The organism is Spirulina sp. CCY15215, from assembly GCF_016888125.1.
Classification (GTDB): Bacteria; Cyanobacteriota; Cyanobacteriia; order Cyanobacteriales; family Spirulinaceae; genus CCY15215.
Genome location: NZ_JACSWA010000598.1, coordinates 1 through 17,538, shown reverse-complemented (window position 1 = coordinate 17,538; position 17,538 = coordinate 1). Strand labels below are relative to the sequence as shown.

Annotated in this window: 16 protein-coding genes; 9 read left to right on the top strand and 7 right to left on the bottom strand. The window is 40.1% G+C overall.

Features of this window, described 5'->3' with window-relative positions; translation table 11 throughout:
• Positions 1–38: 38 nt before the first annotated feature.
• Complete coding sequence (locus JUI58_RS22780) at positions 39–2,597, bottom strand: right-handed parallel beta-helix repeat-containing protein (protein ID WP_204106141.1); 2,559 nt, start codon at positions 2,595–2,597, stop codon at positions 39–41.
• A gap of 248 nt (positions 2,598–2,845) precedes the next feature.
• Between JUI58_RS22780 and JUI58_RS22775 the strand changes: the two genes are divergently transcribed.
• The 8 genes from JUI58_RS22775 to JUI58_RS22740 all read left to right on the top strand — a co-directional run bounded on the left by JUI58_RS22775 (position 2,846) and on the right by JUI58_RS22740 (position 9,730).
• A complete protein-coding gene (locus JUI58_RS22775) occupies positions 2,846–4,024 on the top strand; it encodes an NAD(P)/FAD-dependent oxidoreductase (RefSeq protein ID WP_204106160.1) in 1,179 nt (392 codons plus the stop codon).
• A 20-nt stretch (positions 4,025–4,044) separates the two neighbouring features.
• Entirely contained in the window at positions 4,045–4,698 is a 654-nt protein-coding gene (locus JUI58_RS22770) for an HAD-IA family hydrolase (protein ID WP_204106140.1), read from the top strand.
• Between the two features lie 104 nt (positions 4,699–4,802).
• The gene (locus tag JUI58_RS22765; protein WP_239121657.1) at positions 4,803–5,735 is read left to right on the top strand and encodes an Hpt domain-containing protein; all 933 of its coding nucleotides are present in this window, start codon (positions 4,803–4,805) and stop codon (positions 5,733–5,735) included.
• Positions 5,736–5,740: 5 nt separating this feature from the next.
• Entirely contained in the window at positions 5,741–6,043 is a 303-nt protein-coding gene (locus JUI58_RS22760; RefSeq protein WP_204106139.1) for a hypothetical protein, read from the top strand.
• A gap of 9 nt (positions 6,044–6,052) precedes the next feature.
• Positions 6,053–6,703, top strand: coding sequence for a Uma2 family endonuclease (locus JUI58_RS22755; protein ID WP_204106138.1), 651 nt, complete (start codon positions 6,053–6,055; stop codon positions 6,701–6,703).
• Between the two features lie 31 nt (positions 6,704–6,734).
• Positions 6,735–7,721 (top strand): glycosyltransferase family 10, encoded by a 987-nt coding sequence (locus tag JUI58_RS22750; RefSeq protein WP_204106137.1) that lies wholly within the window; start codon positions 6,735–6,737, stop codon positions 7,719–7,721.
• Between the two features lie 46 nt (positions 7,722–7,767).
• Entirely contained in the window at positions 7,768–8,757 is a 990-nt protein-coding gene (locus JUI58_RS22745) for an Npun_R2821/Npun_R2822 family protein (RefSeq protein ID WP_204106136.1), read from the top strand.
• 49 nt (positions 8,758–8,806) lie between these two features.
• Entirely contained in the window at positions 8,807–9,730 is a 924-nt protein-coding gene (locus tag JUI58_RS22740) for an Npun_R2821/Npun_R2822 family protein (protein ID WP_204106135.1), read from the top strand.
• An 8-nt stretch (positions 9,731–9,738) separates the two neighbouring features.
• Here the strand turns inward: JUI58_RS22740 and JUI58_RS22735 are convergent, their stop codons facing one another.
• Entirely contained in the window at positions 9,739–11,031 is a 1,293-nt protein-coding gene (locus tag JUI58_RS22735; protein ID WP_204106134.1) for a hypothetical protein, read from the bottom strand.
• Between JUI58_RS22735 and JUI58_RS22730 the strand changes: the two genes are divergently transcribed.
• Positions 11,020–11,166, top strand: coding sequence for a hypothetical protein (locus JUI58_RS22730; protein WP_204106133.1), 147 nt, complete (start codon positions 11,020–11,022; stop codon positions 11,164–11,166). The two genes, JUI58_RS22735 and JUI58_RS22730, sit on opposite strands and share 12 nt — an antisense overlap.
• A gap of 26 nt (positions 11,167–11,192) precedes the next feature.
• Here the strand turns inward: JUI58_RS22730 and JUI58_RS22725 are convergent, their stop codons facing one another.
• From JUI58_RS22725 to JUI58_RS22705, 5 genes are all read right to left on the bottom strand, one after another.
• The gene (locus tag JUI58_RS22725) at positions 11,193–12,155 is read right to left on the bottom strand and encodes a M48 family metallopeptidase (RefSeq protein WP_204106132.1); all 963 of its coding nucleotides are present in this window, start codon (positions 12,153–12,155) and stop codon (positions 11,193–11,195) included.
• 139 nt (positions 12,156–12,294) lie between these two features.
• Entirely contained in the window at positions 12,295–13,038 is a 744-nt protein-coding gene (locus JUI58_RS22720) for an exosortase-dependent surface protein XDP2 (protein WP_204106131.1), read from the bottom strand.
• Positions 13,039–13,301: 263 nt separating this feature from the next.
• Entirely contained in the window at positions 13,302–13,586 is a 285-nt protein-coding gene (locus JUI58_RS22715; RefSeq protein ID WP_204106130.1) for a hypothetical protein, read from the bottom strand.
• A gap of 45 nt (positions 13,587–13,631) precedes the next feature.
• Positions 13,632–14,513: a hypothetical protein gene (locus tag JUI58_RS22710; protein ID WP_204106129.1), complete on the bottom strand. Its 882-nt coding sequence runs from the start codon at positions 14,511–14,513 to the stop codon at positions 13,632–13,634.
• Positions 14,514–14,528: 15 nt separating this feature from the next.
• On the bottom strand, positions 14,529–17,207 hold the full coding sequence (locus tag JUI58_RS22705) for an AAA family ATPase (RefSeq protein ID WP_204106128.1): 2,679 nt from the start codon (positions 17,205–17,207) through the stop codon (positions 14,529–14,531).
• Between the last annotated feature and the right edge of the window lie 331 nt (positions 17,208–17,538).

Sequence of the window (17,538 nt, the reverse complement as noted above, 5' to 3'; positions counted from 1 at the left end):
TATTTACCTCTATTCCTTGTTATTTGATTTGAGTTGTGCTAGGGACAACTTGGTACACTTTCAGACTGATTAGCTACAGTGTCCGTAACTACAAAAGGATTCACAGGGATACCTCTGTACATCTGAACATTTCCCGTGAAATTGTTATTATTGCTTTGAATGGCGCTTTCACTGTTACTTCCAACAATATCAAAATTAGCTGCAACAGGAGTACCTGCCAACGTATTTTGCAAATAAACTTGTAAATCTGTTACTGTTACTCCTGGAAATGATGGTGAGAATGATGTAGCAGGAGGATTTGTTAGAGTATTATTAGACAAACTAAAACAAACTTGACTCGTAGTAGACTGAATTGCAATTCCTATATTTGCACCCGGATTTATTATACTTGCTTTCGCACCTCCACCACTAACACTATTACCAGTAATTGCCACATTAGAAACAACCGAACCGCTTGAAGCAGCTAAACCTAAACCAGCAATTGCAGCATCAACACCCACCCCAATTCCAAAACGTCCAACATTACTTACATTATTACCTGTAATTGTTGCCAGAGATAACGTACTGCTTTGGGTTGCACCAACGGCAATGCCGTCATTATCTACATTACTAATCGTATTTCCAGAAATGGTAACATCGGTAATTGTACTACTATTTGAAGCACCAACAAAAATCCCATCATATAAATTGTTTGTAGAACTACTTCCCCCTCCAATATTGCTTAAGATATTATTTTGAATGACAATACTGCCAATACTACTACCATTATTAACCCCTCCTTGAATTCCATATTGGGTAATATTAGTCAGCGTATTGCCTTCAATGGTATAACTCGTAGCATTCTCGGCAAAAATCCCAACTTCTGCGATAGTATCAAAGGAATTATTACTCACGGTAAATCCATTTGAATTACTGGCAGAAATTCCATCTTCTGTTACAGTCTTAAAAGAATTATCACTGACAGTAAACCCACTGGAACTACTGGCAGAAATCCCATTTTGGGTTATGGCATTAAAAGAATTATCACTGACAGTAAATCCATTTGAACTACTAGCAGAAATTCCATTTTGAGTTATGGTATTAAAAGAATTATTACTCACAGTAAACCCACTAGAACCACTTGCAGAAATCCCATTTTGGGTTATGGTATTAAAGGAATTATTCTTAACTGTAAATCCACTGGAATTGTTTGAAGAAATTCCATTTCCTGTTATCGAACTTAGCGAACTTTCCTCAACGGTAAAACCGCTAACATTCTGGGCAGAAATGCCATCTCCTGTTATATTATTAAGATTAAATCCAGAGAGAACGCTATTATTGCCCATTGTTACTGTTGCATTGATTTGCGGTCGCTGGCTTGTCCCTGCCCCTGATGAGGGCAATTGTATCGTTCCTAGTTGTGTATTAATAGTTTGCGTTGGCGCGATCGAAAGCAGTTGAATATTGCTGGGGATGGTAATTGCTGTGGTGTTAGCAATATCATTACCAAACTGCACGTAAACGATTTCATTTTGATTATTCGTACTGTTCGTATTGGCTGCATTGATTCCTGCTACAATTGTATTGAAAGGATTCTCAAATGTTCCATTTCCCCCAATTCCTTCCGTATTGCTGACGTGCTGGAAAAACCATTGTTCTCCTGTTACTGGATTCGTTGCAACAACATTGGAAAAAGTTTCTGAAGAGGCTGCGATCTCGGTTTGTTCGTCAATAATAATTGCATTATTGCGCGTGACAAATTCTCCCATTCTGGCGAGTAAACCTGCTTCTTTTTCTTTCCCTGAAGACCCACCAAAATTAATCCCAAAATTAAAAACAAAATTTGTACCAAAAACAGCATCATGCTGAATACCTAAACCAACAATATAATTATCTAATGCTCGTGCTTCTAATCTTGCCCGCCATCCTAATGCCGTGCTATTCTTGGCATCAAGATAATATAATCCTCCATAACCTCGCACTTGCCCAAAATCGCTAATATCGAGTAGTTTGCCCCCTGCTTCTCCATCGATCGCCAACATCGCTGCTTCATATTGTCTTGTTTCCTCTCGGGTTTGTGTTCCAGAAAACAATAATAAATTGCCTTGAAAACCAAAACTCGAAATGCTGGCATTGGTAATATTAGAAACCGTCGAACCAATTTGCTTGCGGTTATCCCCCAAAGGAACATAACTATTTAAGCGCAAATCCCAATCATCACTAAGACGTTCAAACCCAATCCCAATTTGATTGAAGTGATTGTTGCCTGTATCGCGGCTATCGTAGGAAACATAACCCCCAAAAACGCGATCGCGATCGAAAAAACGATGTCCCAACGTCAAACTTGTACCAATTGTCTCGTAATCAAACCAAGATAAACGCCCTTCCAGAAATAAAATACTTTCTCCAGGGGTCTGTACTAGAGGCGCAAAACCTTCAAGATGGGAAAAACGGGGAACTCCAGCCCCAGAGGTACTTACACCACCTCCAAGACGCGGTTTAACAAGAAGAAGGTCACTGGCTGAAGTCCTTTCAACAGGGGTCACTTGCGCGATCGCAGGGGCAAGACAACCGAGGAAAATGATTCCAGTGCAACCAAAAGAGAGCAAATTATTCACAATTCTATGACAAGGGTAAGAGGTAATTAAACGATCGCAAACGCACCCAACCTGAAAAAATTTAGTTTGTTGTGAGCATTAATTTAACGAAAAACGAGCGCGATCGCAATACCCGTCAGAGATCGATACGTCAGTACAGAAAGAGGAAACAGAGGATAGAGAAAAATTCATCATTCATCATTTTAGGACTCAGCATTCATTGCTTTGCCTCTAAAATGAAGAAAAAATCTCTTCCCAACTTTCCTTCCATGAACGAACAACCCAAACGGATCTGTATTCTGGGCGGTGGTTTTGGCGGACTCTATACCGCCTTACGTTTAAGCAAACTCCCCTGGGATAATGCCCCTAAACCGGAAATTGTCTTGATCGATAAAAACGATCGCTTTCTCTTCTCTCCCCTGTTATACGAACTTCTCACCGGAGAAATGCAAACCTGGGAAATTGCCCCCCCCTTTGAAGAACTTCTCGCAGATACTGGCGTGCATTTTCTGCAAGCAAAAATTACGGGGATCGATCCTCAAAACAAGCAAGTGCAACTAGAAAATCGCCCTGATATCACCTGCGATCGCCTCGTTATTGCCATCGGCGCAACAACCCCCTTAAACCTCGTACCAGGTGCGAAAGAACACGCCATCCCCTTCCGTACCCTCGAAGATGCCTATCGCTTACAGGAAAAATTGCGTTTTCTGGAAGAATCCGATCACGATAAAATTCGTATTGCGATCGTCGGGGGGGGCTATAGCGGTGTCGAACTAGCCTGCAAACTCGCCGATCGCCTCGGGAAAAGAGGCCGCCTTCGCATCATCGAACGAGGAGAAGATATCCTCGCAACCGCCTCAGAATTTAACCGCCAAGCTGCCAAAAAGAGCCTAGAAGAAAGGGAAATTTGGCTGGACTTAGAAACTACAGTAGAGGCGATCGGCGCAGATAGCCTTTCCCTACTTTACAAGGGTCAAGTAGACACCATTGCCACGGAAATTGTCCTCTGGACCGTCGGAACGAAAGCCTCGCCCCTCCTTGACTCTCTCCCCTTTCCTCGCAACGAATACAAACTCTTACAGCTAACACCGACCTTGCAAATTGAGGCTTATGAAGGCATATTTGCTTTGGGAGATATTGCGACGACGGGAGAAAAAATTCCCGCCACCGCCCAAACTGCCCTTCAGCAGGCTGACTATTGCGCGTGGAATATCTGGGCTTCTCTAAGCGATCGCCCTTTGTTGCCCTTCCGCTACAATTCCCTCGGAGAAATGATGACCTTGGGAATTGATAATGCGACCTTGACAGGATTGGGCATAAAATTAGATGGCACCTTAGCTTATTTAGCACGGCGATTGGTTTATCTGTATCGCTTACCCGTCTTAAAGCACCAACTTGCTGTTGGCTTTAACTGGATCTCTCAACCATTAATTGAATTTTTATCGTAAAAAAGGGTGAATTGAGTGCGATGTCCAAACCAAAAGTCATTTTTCTAGATGCCGTCGGCACATTATTCGGCGTAAAAGGAGGTGTGGGAAAAGTCTATAGCAAGATTGCCTGCGATTTTGGCGTTGATGTTTCCCCAAAAGATATTCACCTAGCTTTCTACCACTGTTATCAACAAACTCCTCCCCTCGCTTTTCCCGATCTCAGTTTCATCGATATTCCTGAAAAAGAATATTACTGGTGGCATGACTTGGTACAAGCAACCTTTAAAAAAACAGGTGCATTACCTCAATTCGATAATTTTGGCGCATTTTTTCAACAACTTTACGCTTACTTTACAACCCCGGACCCGTGGATTGTTTATGAGGAGGTTTCTGACGTTCTCAAAAAATGGCGAGGAGATGGTGTTGAATTGGGAATCATCTCAAATTTTGATTCTCGCTTGTACGGTTTAATCGGAACATTAGAACTGGAGCATTTTTTTACCAGTATCACGATTTCTTCAGCAAGTGGGGCGGCAAAACCGGAGGCGAAAATTTTTGAGATTGCTCTAAAAAAACATGGGTGTCAGCCGGAAAATGCTTGGCATATCGGGGATAGCGTCGAAAATGATTATAAGGCAGCCAAGGCCGCCGGACTGCGATCGTTTTTGGTCGATCGCGATCGCCGAAAATAGAGGTCAAAAATAGAGGTTAAAATGGGGAAATTCTTGAATGAGGACAATAGGCCTGCTTCTTTCCCTCCATTGTACAGAGTTGTATCGAGTTGGGAGAAACGACGTTGGATGCCAATCAACAAAAAATCTTAGGCTACTTCATTGAGGAGTCGCGGGAACATCTGGAAACCTTGGAACATGGGTTGATGGACCTATCTAAGGTTATGAACGACCCTGAAGAGTTAAATGAGTTATTTCGGGCGGCGCATTCGGTGAAAGGAGGATCGGCGATGCTGGGCTATAACAGCATCCAAAAAACGGCACACCGTTTAGAAGATGGGTTTAAAATCCTCAAAGATAATGACGTTGCTGCCGATCATAAGTTAGAAACACTTTTTTTAAAAGTGTATGATACCCTTCAAGCCCTAATCGAACAACTCGATAGTCCTTTTGGGTTGCGCGATGAGGATGCCGATCGCCTGATTACTGAAGCAGAACCCCATTTTACTGAACTGGAGGCTTATCTTAATCAATTAATGAGGCGGGATGTTACTTTAGATGTTTCTCCCCAAGTTTCGGACTCCGAGACAATATCTCTTCGGACTCTCGAACCCCAACTCTCTCCAGAACAGGAAAAATTCGCTCGAGAATCTAAGGAACTCCTCAAAAAAATGCTGTCCTGTTTCAAGCAAAAGGCGACCCCAGAAGGACGGAAAGAATTGCAACGTTTTTGCGTGCGTCTTGCTAAGTTAGCATCAGGAGAAAAGAATTGGCAAAAGGTGGCCAAGGCTTCCCATCGGGCGATCGCCAATCCTAAGTTTTCTTATCGCACTCTCGCCCCAATTATTATTACAGAACTCAAACAGGGTAGCGATGCGATCGTCTTAAAAAAAGGGGAGGAAATTCAAGTTAGCGAATCTCTCAAGCAACTGGCTGGTGCTAAAATGCCTCAAGTTCTCATTCCCGTTGAACCCAAGGCTGCAGCCAAAGCCCTGACTCACATTTTTAACAAAAAACAACTTTCTCAATTAGTAGAATTTTTAAGTATGAACGGATAAGAACAATGTTTCAAGTTTTATATTTTGTCTTTCATTGGCTCAACCCTTTTTTAATTCCTGTTTGTTTTGTTCTCGCTTGGGGACTAACGATCGCTGCACTTTTAGGCATATTTAATGCGATTCGAGATGCGATGGCCAGAAGTCAGCAAATGCACGCTATTCCTTGCGTAAATTGTCGTTTTTTTACCAATGACCACCGTTTAAAATGTACGATCCAACCTTTTATTGCCAATACGGAAGAAGCGATTCAATGCCGAGATTTTCAAGAAAAAAACAATCTTTACTACTCATCTAATATTGATAATTGATAATTGATAATGATTGGTTTCCCCGTTTCTTTTCCTATTACAACCGTTAATTTATCTCCCGGTAGTCATCTCCTGATTGAAGATGTGTCTTGGGAACAATATGAAGCATTATTAGAAGAATTAGGCAGCGATCGCGCAATTCCGCGCATTAATTATTGTAGTCGAACCCTAGAGTTAATGTCACCTTTACCCGCTCATGAACGTCCTCATCGTATTATCGCCGATATTGTGAAAGTTCTTTTGGATGTGCGCGATCGCGACTGGGAAGATTTTGGATCGACGACATTTAGGAAGCCAAAAAAGGCAGGTTTAGAAGCAGATACTTGCTTATACATCGAAAATGCGACACAAGTTCGCAGTTTGTTGCGGATCGATCTTGATGTAGATCCTCCTCCCGATCTGGCGATCGAATCTGATGTGACTTCTAAAACCACTTTAGATGCTTATGAGGCGATCGCCGTACCGGAAGTTTGGATTTATGAAAATAATAAATTGAGAATTTACATTTTGCAGTCAGAAGGTTATAAATTGAACCAAAATAGCGCAATTTTTCCAGATTTAGCTATTTTAGAAATGATACCCCGTTTAATCGCCCAGGCATATCGAGAGGGAACGAGTCAAATGCTGCGACAACTTAGAAGAGAGGCGATCGCTGTATAATCGAAGCCAATATTGAAAATTGATAGAAACAATGAGTAAAAAAACAATCGTTGGCATGGCCAGCAGCTATGAAGGACTGGTACAAGGAGATTGGCTGTGGAAGCAAACCCCAGAACCAATGGGAGTTTGGGGTGATATCCAAATCCAGGCACGTCGCCAATGTCCGGATTTTCTCCTACTCTATAACTTAAATACCTTTCCTCAAGATGACCCTTTTACCCTACCTTGGCACAAAGCCTGGCGACGCAGCGAACAGAGGGGGTTGCAAAAACGCAAAGAACTAGATGCAGCAACCCGATCGCGCTTGAGTCAAGTCCATCGCGATCGCACGATGTTTCTCTGGCGAGAACCTCCTTTAGAGGAGATTCTCCCTCGCTATGAAGTAATGTATCGAGACGCACAAAGGTATTGCGGCTATGTCTCTGGACCCGATGATTTTGCCCCGGTTCCCGACTATATGCCCGCTATTTGGTATCATGGTGACTCTTTTCGGGAGTTAAACGAAATGCCTCCCCCCCAGAAAAATCGTCGCTGTTCTTGGATTACTTCAGGTATTTCTCGTACTGTTAACCATCGTAAGCGATTGGCCTTTTTAAAATCTCTCGTGGAAAGCGAACTCGAGTTAGATGTTTACGGACGCGACTTACCTGACTGGTCTCAAAGCTACGGACAAATTGAAAATAAAGCTCATGCCCTCAATCCTTATTATTACAATTTAGCCGTAGAAAACTACGCCGAAAATGATTGGTATGTCAGCGAAAAATTATGGGATTCTCTTCTCGGCTGGTGCTTGCCGATCTACTATGGAGGAACAGCCGCCGATAAATTATTGCCTCCAGGTAGTTTTTTGCGCCTTCCTTCCCAAGATGAAAAGGGTTTAGCTTATATTAAAGAAGTGACATCTACCTTAGATGCGTGGCACGAAGCAAAAGAGGCGATCGCAGAAGCCAGACAGATCATTTTACACGAGTTAAATCTCCTAGCATGGCTGTCTCGATTTGTAGGAAAAAATACCTAAAGATTAAAACTTTCTGGCTCACTAATTTCATTGCGAAAAAAATTTTATGGACGGAATTTGTACTCTGGGTAACGACCGTGTATTCGACCAAGTTATTGCGCTTCTCAACAGCATTGAGGTGATGTTAGGAGCAGATTTTCCCGTCTGTATTTATCCCTATGATGATAATATTGAGCAATTAACCGCCGCGATCGCCCATCGTCCGAATGTAGAAATTTATGGCGATCGCGACTCAATGGACGCATGGGATAGCTTTGCTAAAGCCGCATGGGATACCCACCCAACAGCATTCCAACGATGGAGTCAAGCCGGAAGTCAAGGCTATCATCGTTTTGGCACTCATCGGCGTTATTGTGCCTTTGACGCGCCTTTCGATCGCTTTTTGTATATGGATGCCGATACGCTTTTAATGAACGATCCTGCGCCGATTTTCAAGGAATTAGAGCATCATGATTGTGTTGTTTATGACTTCCAGTTTAAAGATATCACCCACATTTATGATGTTAATTCCCCCAAATTAACCCAAGTTTTTCCCCAAGAACGACTTGATCGCGAAATCTTTTGTTCGGGATTGTTTGCCAGTAAAAAGAATACATTCCCTCCTGCACAACGAGATTGGATTGTCAATCGGTTGAAAGCCGGAGAAGCAGAAGTTCTTTATCCTATGTCTGTGGATCAGTCTTTAATTAATTATATGATGATGCGATCGGGCAAATCGATTTATAATTTAGCTTTGGAATTACCCGGCGATCGCATTACGGGATGTTGTGTCACTTCCCCCCACTTTAAAGCAGAAGATCATCTTCTTTACGATGGAGGGACTCGCTTAACATACTTACACTATATTGGTATTTCTTCCCGTATTTTTTCCCGCCTTTGTGGAGGAGAAAATATTGATTTTCCCTATCGCGATATTTTTCTCCACTATCGCTATCTTCACGAACCAGAAAAACCCCCAACCCTGTCGGGAAAACCGAAAGTTTACGATGCACCCCCCAGTTTTTTCGAGAAAATCAAGAGAAAATTAGGAATTTAGCATCAATAACTCTTTACTAATCACTAATCACTAATCACTAATCACTAAAATGACTCGCGGTATTTATATCACAGCTAACGATAAAGTCACCGAACAAACGATCGCGCTTCTTAATAGTATTCGCTGTTACGATGCCGATACACCCATCACTCTCATTCCTTATGATGATAATTATCAGGCGATCGCCGATCTTCTCAAGAAAAATTATGGGGTTAAAGTCTATGAAGATTTAGCCTTTATCGATCGCCTGTCCCAAAAACTCTACGAAATTTTTGGTGAAGGCTTCTTTGCCCGTCCCAATCAATTTCGCAAACAGGCTTGCTGGTTTGGGGAGTTTGATGAATTTCTCTACATTGATACAGATATTGTTGTATTTGAAAAGATTATTGACAATCTCGACTACTTTAAACAATATGACTTCCTTTGTTGCGATTATCAACATTCAGGAGGACTAACTAATGTTTTTACTCCCAAAATCTTAGAAGACGAAGTATTTAAAGAAGAAGATATTCAAGGTATTTTTAATGGGGGTTGGTGGGCCGCCAAGAAAAACCTACTTTCAGAACAAGATTTATATGATATGTTTGCCGAATGTGCGGCACACCCCGAATACTTTGATTTCTCCAAAAAAACCTCAGATCAACCCATTATTAATTACACCATATTAAAGCGCATTCCTCGCCGTTTTAATATCGTGGGTCGTCCAGGAGAAGCCCCTGGAAGTTGGGCAGGAAGTCCCCAATTTAAACGCCAAGGGAATGTTTTATTTGACCCCAACCGCAACCAATCTTTACAGTATTTACACTGGGCTGGCATTCGCATCGAACCAGGTTGTCCTTATTGGGATATTTGGAAACACTATCGCTATTTACAAGATGAAAACCCACCTCAAGATCCGCTTTTGCAAAAATCGGGAGGTCAGTTACGCAGATTTTTACAGGGTTTGAAATTAACATTACAAGGGAAAAGTTAAACAACCCATTAAGAGGAAAGATATTCGTCGATCGCATTAACTTCAGGTTCTGCGATCGCAGGGGCATATAATTCTTTATGTTGAGAGAAAATTCGGTAAGCATCAAGATTATCTTCTTCGTCAGAATGGTTAGATTTATTCGATTTTACACGAATTAGATTATATTGAACATCATTATCAGCATAAATAGAAAAAGTAATATTAAAAATCTCAAAGAAATTAACCACCCATTGACTATCTTCGTTAGGAAACTGCTGATAATAACGAATCAGATCGGCAATGCGATTTTCCAGATGAGTGCGAGAATTAGGACAAATTAAAACTAACTTTAAAAGTACCATCACCAGGGTCAAAGGATTGCCTTGAGAGAGCAAAAATACAAAAGTTTCTGAAGGCTGTTTTTCTCCTTCTGTAGTTAAATAGCCAAAAATTTTATTGCAGGTTCTCAGGATTAATGCTTCATTGACAGTCTCATCATCTCTATCGACATAAAGTTTTTCCAGTTTGCGACTGAGATTTGTTTTTAGAATTTCAACGATGGTTTGTTTCTCAACCGAAAAAATCAAATAATTAAGTAAAGCTGTTTTAAATTCTCGATAACGAATACCTTTAATTTGTTTGATAAAAATATGAGCCAAATTAGTATGACTAAACTGACCGCGTTTCGCCACAATTTTTTTGATTAACCGTAAGACATTAGTGCCTAAAGCTGTGGGATTGTCTACTGGGGATGGAGGTTGGTGTTCCAATTCCGAACGTGCTGTATACATAGCCAGATCGAACTTAAAGCGATCTTTTAACTGTTTGCAAAGCACTCTTGCGGCCTCTCGCTGTTCCGGAGAATTACTTGAATTACTATACTGGGGAACTAATAAATAAGAAGTGTAACGACTGCTCCAATGTTGTTGCGGTGAATTGGTATTGTGTCTAGAGATAAAAAGCTGAAGTTCTTGATAACCTTGGCTTTCAAGAAAAAATTTCAACCAAGATTTTAAGCGACGAATATTCTTTTTGTGGGTTGGCCGAACCGTAAAATTGAGATCGGCGAAACTGTCTACTAATTGACAGATAGCTGGGGATTGTCTCTTGGTTTCCCAATTATTAATCAGAATATAACAACAGCGCTTTAATGTATTGATAAATTCGTCGCGATCATTCTCCGACAAAATGCGAGAAAGGCTTGTAAATGCGTCAATATTATTGGGTGTTGATTGATAATCGAAGAATAAACGCTTGAACTCAACTAAAGCGTCCTCTGGTGCAAAGTAACGAACAGTGTCTAAGAAAAATTGGTAGATCATATTCTGCGTCCGTATCCCTCATTATTTGTTCGAGCCGGACGATCGCAACCTAAAATTACAGGATTAACTATGAGACAAAATGCTGAAATTTGCTACGATCGCTATCCGTATTTTCCGCGATCGCGATCGCGATGACAAGTTGTACAGACCTCCTCTCTAGATTACGATTGTCTTTTAACCCGTGCAATTTTCTCCTCTAAATCCCTGATCTGACGTTGTAGTGTCTCGATTTCGTTCTCCGAATCAGAAGTAGAAACATTGACAGAACCTTCTCGAGTCACATTTTTATAGTTCCCCTGACGAATCTGGCGATATTGTTCCGATCGCTCCCATTCCTGTAAATAATGCAAACGTTCTACAGGAAAAGGGTGAGAAAAGAAAACCCCTTGACCGCCGTTATAAATGAGAAATTTATAAACTTGGTTCAATTCATCGCGATCGAGTTCCTGATATTCTTCCGACTGGCGAATAAACTCATCGAGACTGCACTCGTGGGCATATTTCTGAACCCCTCCCGCCACCTTCATCATAGTTCGCATTACCAGTTCTAGGTCATCCATTACCAATAATGCGGCGCGATCGGCAGATAATTCGGCTTTGCGTCGCCACTCGTAAAAAGCAATAATTAATCCGCTACTCAAAATATTGCCCAAACCAAAGGTGACATCTCCTAAAAATTGCGTTGCCTGCATCGCCCAAACTGCCATTTGAGTAAGAACGCTATGATCGCACTTAATATGTCCCAGTTCATGAGCGATAACTGTGCGAGTTTCCGCTTCATTGAGCAAGTCCAATAAACCGGAATGCACTACCAAACAAGGATGATCTCGACCCAAGGAAAAACTATTCACCTGGGGATTTTGGGTAACAAATAGCTTCGGCTCGTGCGCCACACTTAAATCTCGAACGCATTCGCGAAAAATACCGTAAAGCGTAGAATATTGGCGAGGACCGACTTGAATGCTATTTCCCAATAAGTTAATCAACCAAGGACGTTCGTGAAAATATTCGACAAAATTCCTGGCTAATAAATCGAACCCCGGCACCCTGCGGAGGGCGGTTTCCGCTTGATAGTCGAGAGGGTGTTTAAAGGCTTCGCTGGATATTCCGGGATAAGTCGGCATGGAAATTTTCCCTGTATGTTGGCTGTTATCTCTAATCTAATTCAATAATCTCCAAAAAATTTCTCTCCCTACCGATAACATCAGGAAGGAGAGAAGCCAATTTTTACTTCTTGCGATAGGTAGGCAAGAAGCCAAATTTTTACTTCTTGCGACGGGCAGCTGCAACAAGTCCGCTAATTAATGTTAATCCTAAAACCGTACCAGGTTCGGGAACGCCAACGGAAACATCTTCTGCTTGGGTTCCGAGAATTTTCCAGTCGGGTCCATTATATCCATCAGGACCGCCTTCGCTGAAGAAACGGAAGCTATTGATGGATGCGTCTGTAAGACCCAAATCAGCTAAAGTTAAACCAACAGAATTAACTTTTTGCGCGCCACCAATTTCGAGAGTATCGATGCTATACCCAGCGTAATGCGCGGTTTTATCGAGCGTTCTAAAATCAACGACGACTTTATCTCCAATGAGTGCGCCATTCTCGTCTAAGGCTTGAACGGCTAAGGCGCTATTCTGTCCGCGTTCCCAAATCAAGAGGTTATCGATCGCCTTGTCAAAGAAAAGATCAATTTCGAAACTGCCGCTATCTTCGGTATCAACAATATTATTAAGGTTGAGATTGCTGAGGTTTGTTACTAAATCTGCGGCTGTTGCATTTTCTACCTTTACGCCAGTGGTAGTATTATCTCCTCTATCCGCGCTGGCTGCACCGCTATTGCCGCCAGTATAGGCATCGTTAGCAACGATGTTCGCACTGGTAATCATAGAAAAGCTATCCACGATTGAGCCATCTTCTAGCTGAATGGATTGTAACCAAATATCGCCTTTGGAAGCGTCTCCAGTAAAGTTGCTTGTGAAGGTAAAAGCATCTGCGGGTGCTGCAAGCATGGCTAAGGATGCACTGGCAATGATTCCTGTCGTTAATAAATTTTTCATTTGTCTGTACCTGTAGGATTTAGATTTATTTGTCTATATCATTAGATTAATATGGTCAGATTTTTTCTGCAAGAGGGGGAAGCTAAAATTGATGGAATCTTTATAAAGAAAAGGTCAATTCGGTTGTTTTGTAAAGCCCAAGTAAAGTATTTCTTTTTTTGTGAAAAAAATAAATCAAAAACTGCTAAAACTTATGCACATTCGTTGATATTGACTTAATCTCCCGTCCCGACGATCGCCAAAGCTGCCCAGTTTTTCGGGTTGGGAAATTGCGCTTGAGTCGCCAGCATCCCTTGTCGCAAGGCTTCTGCTTTACTCATTCCCCCTTGCCAACTGCAACGAGTCAAATCTTTGTTATCGAAATCAACCGTTTGAACGAATACACATTTAATGATGCGATCGCACTTGTCTAGATAGTGCGAGGCGATCGTAAGCAAGGTCTGAATCAACTGTTTTGCTTTTTCCAATTCCCGATCTTGGTAAAATAAAATAGTTTTCATGGGTTCTGAATAGAGAAAAATAAATTGCAATTTCTGAACAATAAACTATCGCTTTTCTAAGACCCACGCTACAACACAGAGGGCGATTCCTGCTGCAATAAGTAAATATAAACCGATCCCAGCTTCTATGGAAGAAGATATCATTGCCCCAAAAGGATTATCATCACCTATATCAGACGCGATGCTATTCAAAGCGAAAATTTTCCAGAGTCCAGTAAATGCAGCGAGTCCTGCTGGAATGGTTGCCCCTAAACGAAGATTTCCAACTAAAGGAGTTAAGCGATCGCCCCGTAAGCTCAAGACAATAGCGGGTATAAATAACATTAGGGTGATCCATCCATCTCCTTTTGCACCAGAAACACTGCCTATAACAGGAGCATGAAGCCAAGGGAGAAAGGTAGACAAACATCCAAGGATAGCTATTCCTAAAATCGCTAGTTTTTGTTTATGGAAGGCTTCTAGCAGTTGGGTCAGCCAATAGTTAACTTTACTGACTTCAATGGGAGCATTTTTACTGTTTTGTAAATGCTTATTTTTTTGTTGTGAGGTAGAGTGATCATAGTTTTGATGATAAGAATTGTTAAATTTATTAACTTCATGATTTTGCTCGGTTTGAGCTTGTGATTTTGCGGATGTGAAATCAATTGTTTGTTGCCAGATTGTGGTGGGCTGGCCTTTCTTTTTAGCATGAAGCTGTACAGTTTGTAGTTTTGGAATATTAATTTTTGTGAGTCCTTGGCGCACAAAATTCGTCATCTGTTCTTGTGCCGGGACTTCTTCCCCTTCTAGCATGAGTTTCAAGTCTCCCTCTTTCAAGGAATATTTGACCACCTGAATCCCTTTCGGTTTGAGAGAGTGATTGATAAGGGTGACGATGGCTTTAGCATTGCCTTGTTTGGCGAGTTGGATGATTTGCGGTTGTGTCATAGCTAGAATTTACAATTAATTTGTACCAAACCCTTTATCTGTATTTTGAGATTTTCCTCTCGCTCGTTTTGCTCTTGTTTTTGGAGTTGTTGAATTGGGTTGTTTCTCCTTACCGTTATTTTTTGGATTGGAGTCATTTTTTGGATGGTCTTGATTGTCTTGTGTCGCTAATAGCGGTGTATATTTTATCTTTTCTAAATCTTGGTCATAAAACTTATGATAATCACTATCACTAACACTAATTTGTGAAAGAGGATCAGTGGTTATTTCATAATCTCGACGTAGGGAATCAATTGTCTTACGAGTTTCACTACTTTCTTCACTATCATCCAAAACAGCTTCGATTTTCTTGAAAAGTTCTTCTGCATCAACTTTCCTTGCTGATTGTTTGTGATCTAGTTTAAATGCTTTAATAAAGCGACCTACTTTTTCTCCAATTTTTTCTTGATTGAAATGGAGTTCAGCGTCACGTTTAGCATTATTTATCTTGATGAACACTTTTTTAAAATTATCTGTTATTTCTTTTACTGCATCATCAGATTCAGATAATGAATTTTCCTGTAACACATCAATGAGACTTTTAACAAAACCTAGTCTGTCTAAGATGATTTCTTGTTTTTCGAGAAAGTTGTATAAGTTCTCAAAGAGAGGCAATTTTGGATCTAAACTATTTTCAATTGTTGACTCTTGTGTTGACTCTTGAAACAGATCGTGATCTGAGAAAATTCTAACGTATTTTTGAATTGCTTTGATGGCTATTGAGGGAGGTATTAAATCTTCTAATTCAGTGATTTGGCTCTCTGTAGCTTTATTAGCTATTCCTTTCTCCAAGTGGCATATAAAGTTATCTTTTATACATTTTCCTTTCCGTAAAGCTGTTTTTGTCTCTGTGCTTGACTGACGAATAACTGTAGAAACTTTTTGACTTAACTCATCATTATTTAGAAGAACTACCATTGCAGGCTTTTCTGTATCGATTTGAAATCGATCAATTAGATAAGGAATTTGTGAAACATCTCCAGCAGGAACAATTGTGATATGGTTTAAGTCTAAAGTTTCTGAATCGCTTACTTGAAATTGATTCAAATAATTAGCTAGACCAGCAAGTAAAACTTTATCGGAAAAACGTGAAACAATCAGATTACAATTGCCAATAAAAGCGGTTTCACCAACTAATGAACCAATAGATGATCTTAATGGTTCATAGTGGTTTCGACCCATATCATTAACCAGTCTTGTTCCTTCTTCTTCTACACCTTTTTGTAAAACACGAATTCGTTCTGGATGATTTTTATCGATTAAAAATGGAGAATGTGTTACAAAAATAACCTGAATAGGTAATTTACCATTTTGATTGTCTGAAAATGCTTTAAAAATTTTCATTAAATCCTGTTGCGCTTGACTGGATAAAAACGCATCTGGTTCATCCATCAATAAAATCTCTTGCTGGTTTGCAGGGGGGTTCGCAGATGGTTCATGAGATTTATATTGAATGTAATAGCTTAAAAAATACTTTAAGCCTTGACTTCTTTCTGAAAATGAATAAGTTGTTCCTGTTTTGTCTTTGATAGCAAATTTGAGATGATAATTATTAGCAGACACAACTAAATTAAATTCTTTATCCTGAACCCACCAGCTAGGAAAATTAAGTCTTTCTGATAAGTTTTTATTGATTCGGTCAATAATTGCTGCTACATATCCCTGTTTTTGAACATTATAAGGATTTTTTAATATCTCGTCCAAAGATTCTGAATCAATTTCTGCAACTTTACAAATCAATTTATAAGCTAAGTTATATTCATTTTGTTTTTGTTGAGTTGTTGTTTTATTCCGCAAAAGTTTTCGTAAATTATTACGAGTTTCTATTGGGGTTTTATATTTCGGAGATATATTGAAAAAATCTTTTGTGTAATTAGGTGTGGGACGAAAATCCCCCGAATCATCAGTATAGCCTTGTCCTGTTGTATGTGTTTGATTACAAGGAATTTCGTCTTCTGTACTAATCTCTATTAATAACTCATGAATCTCTTTCCACTGTTCTAAGTCAAATACAAAAGCAGAATTTTGGGATGATGAGTTATTTCGATCTATATCAATGAGCTTTTGAATAGGAACACTATCTGGTAAAGCTACCTTTGATTGGATAGGTAAAATTTTCGGTAGAAATGATTGAATTGATGGGTTATCTTCAATAACAAAAGAGTTTAAATTTTCTGTGTCATAAATAGTAATGGTATCTTTTTGAGTTCTGAACATAAAAAAACTTTCACAATTGATTTCAGGTGATATACTTGCCAATTCTCGAAGTTTATCTTGTTCTTGTATTGATAAATTAGTCCATTCAAAACCGAAATCAGGAAATTTCAATTCCCCTGTAGTGACGGTAAAAAATTGAGAATAGCGGCAAAAATCTTCACGCTCAATTCTTTCATCTTTTTGGTCTTGATGTTTAATACCTTGACCTGTAATTCCCTTTGAAATTGCATCTAAAAGATGAGACTTTCCGGACTCATTTGCACCTACAACAGTTGTTATTTTCTCATCAATAGGAATTTCAATATAGGGATACCATAATGTTTTTTCCAAGTCAACCCATTCCCAAGGTTTCTCTTGTGAGGGTTCAAGACTAGATTTTTTTAAATAGTCATAATTGAAAGACTTATAGAAACGAACGAATAACTTTTTGAGTAACATAATGTATTCCTCCTGATTTTTGGTTGATAATCGATTGAAAAATTAATTATTAGGATAGAGGGAAAATATCTCTTTATTATAGACCTCTCAGACAAAATAGGTTAAATTTACGCCCACAAATTGTTACAAAACGAAACCTAATCCTCAGACCTTGCCCACTGCACCTCCTTGTAAACGTGATACCTCACCGCAAGAGACATAATGAGATTAGCTGCCCCTGCCCCCATAAAAGCCCAGGGACTATTCATTAAGCAGAGAAAATTGTTACAATCCCTTATTTTTCGTTAGTAATCATTTGTTCTACAACGACACATCGGGGTTACAGTCTTTT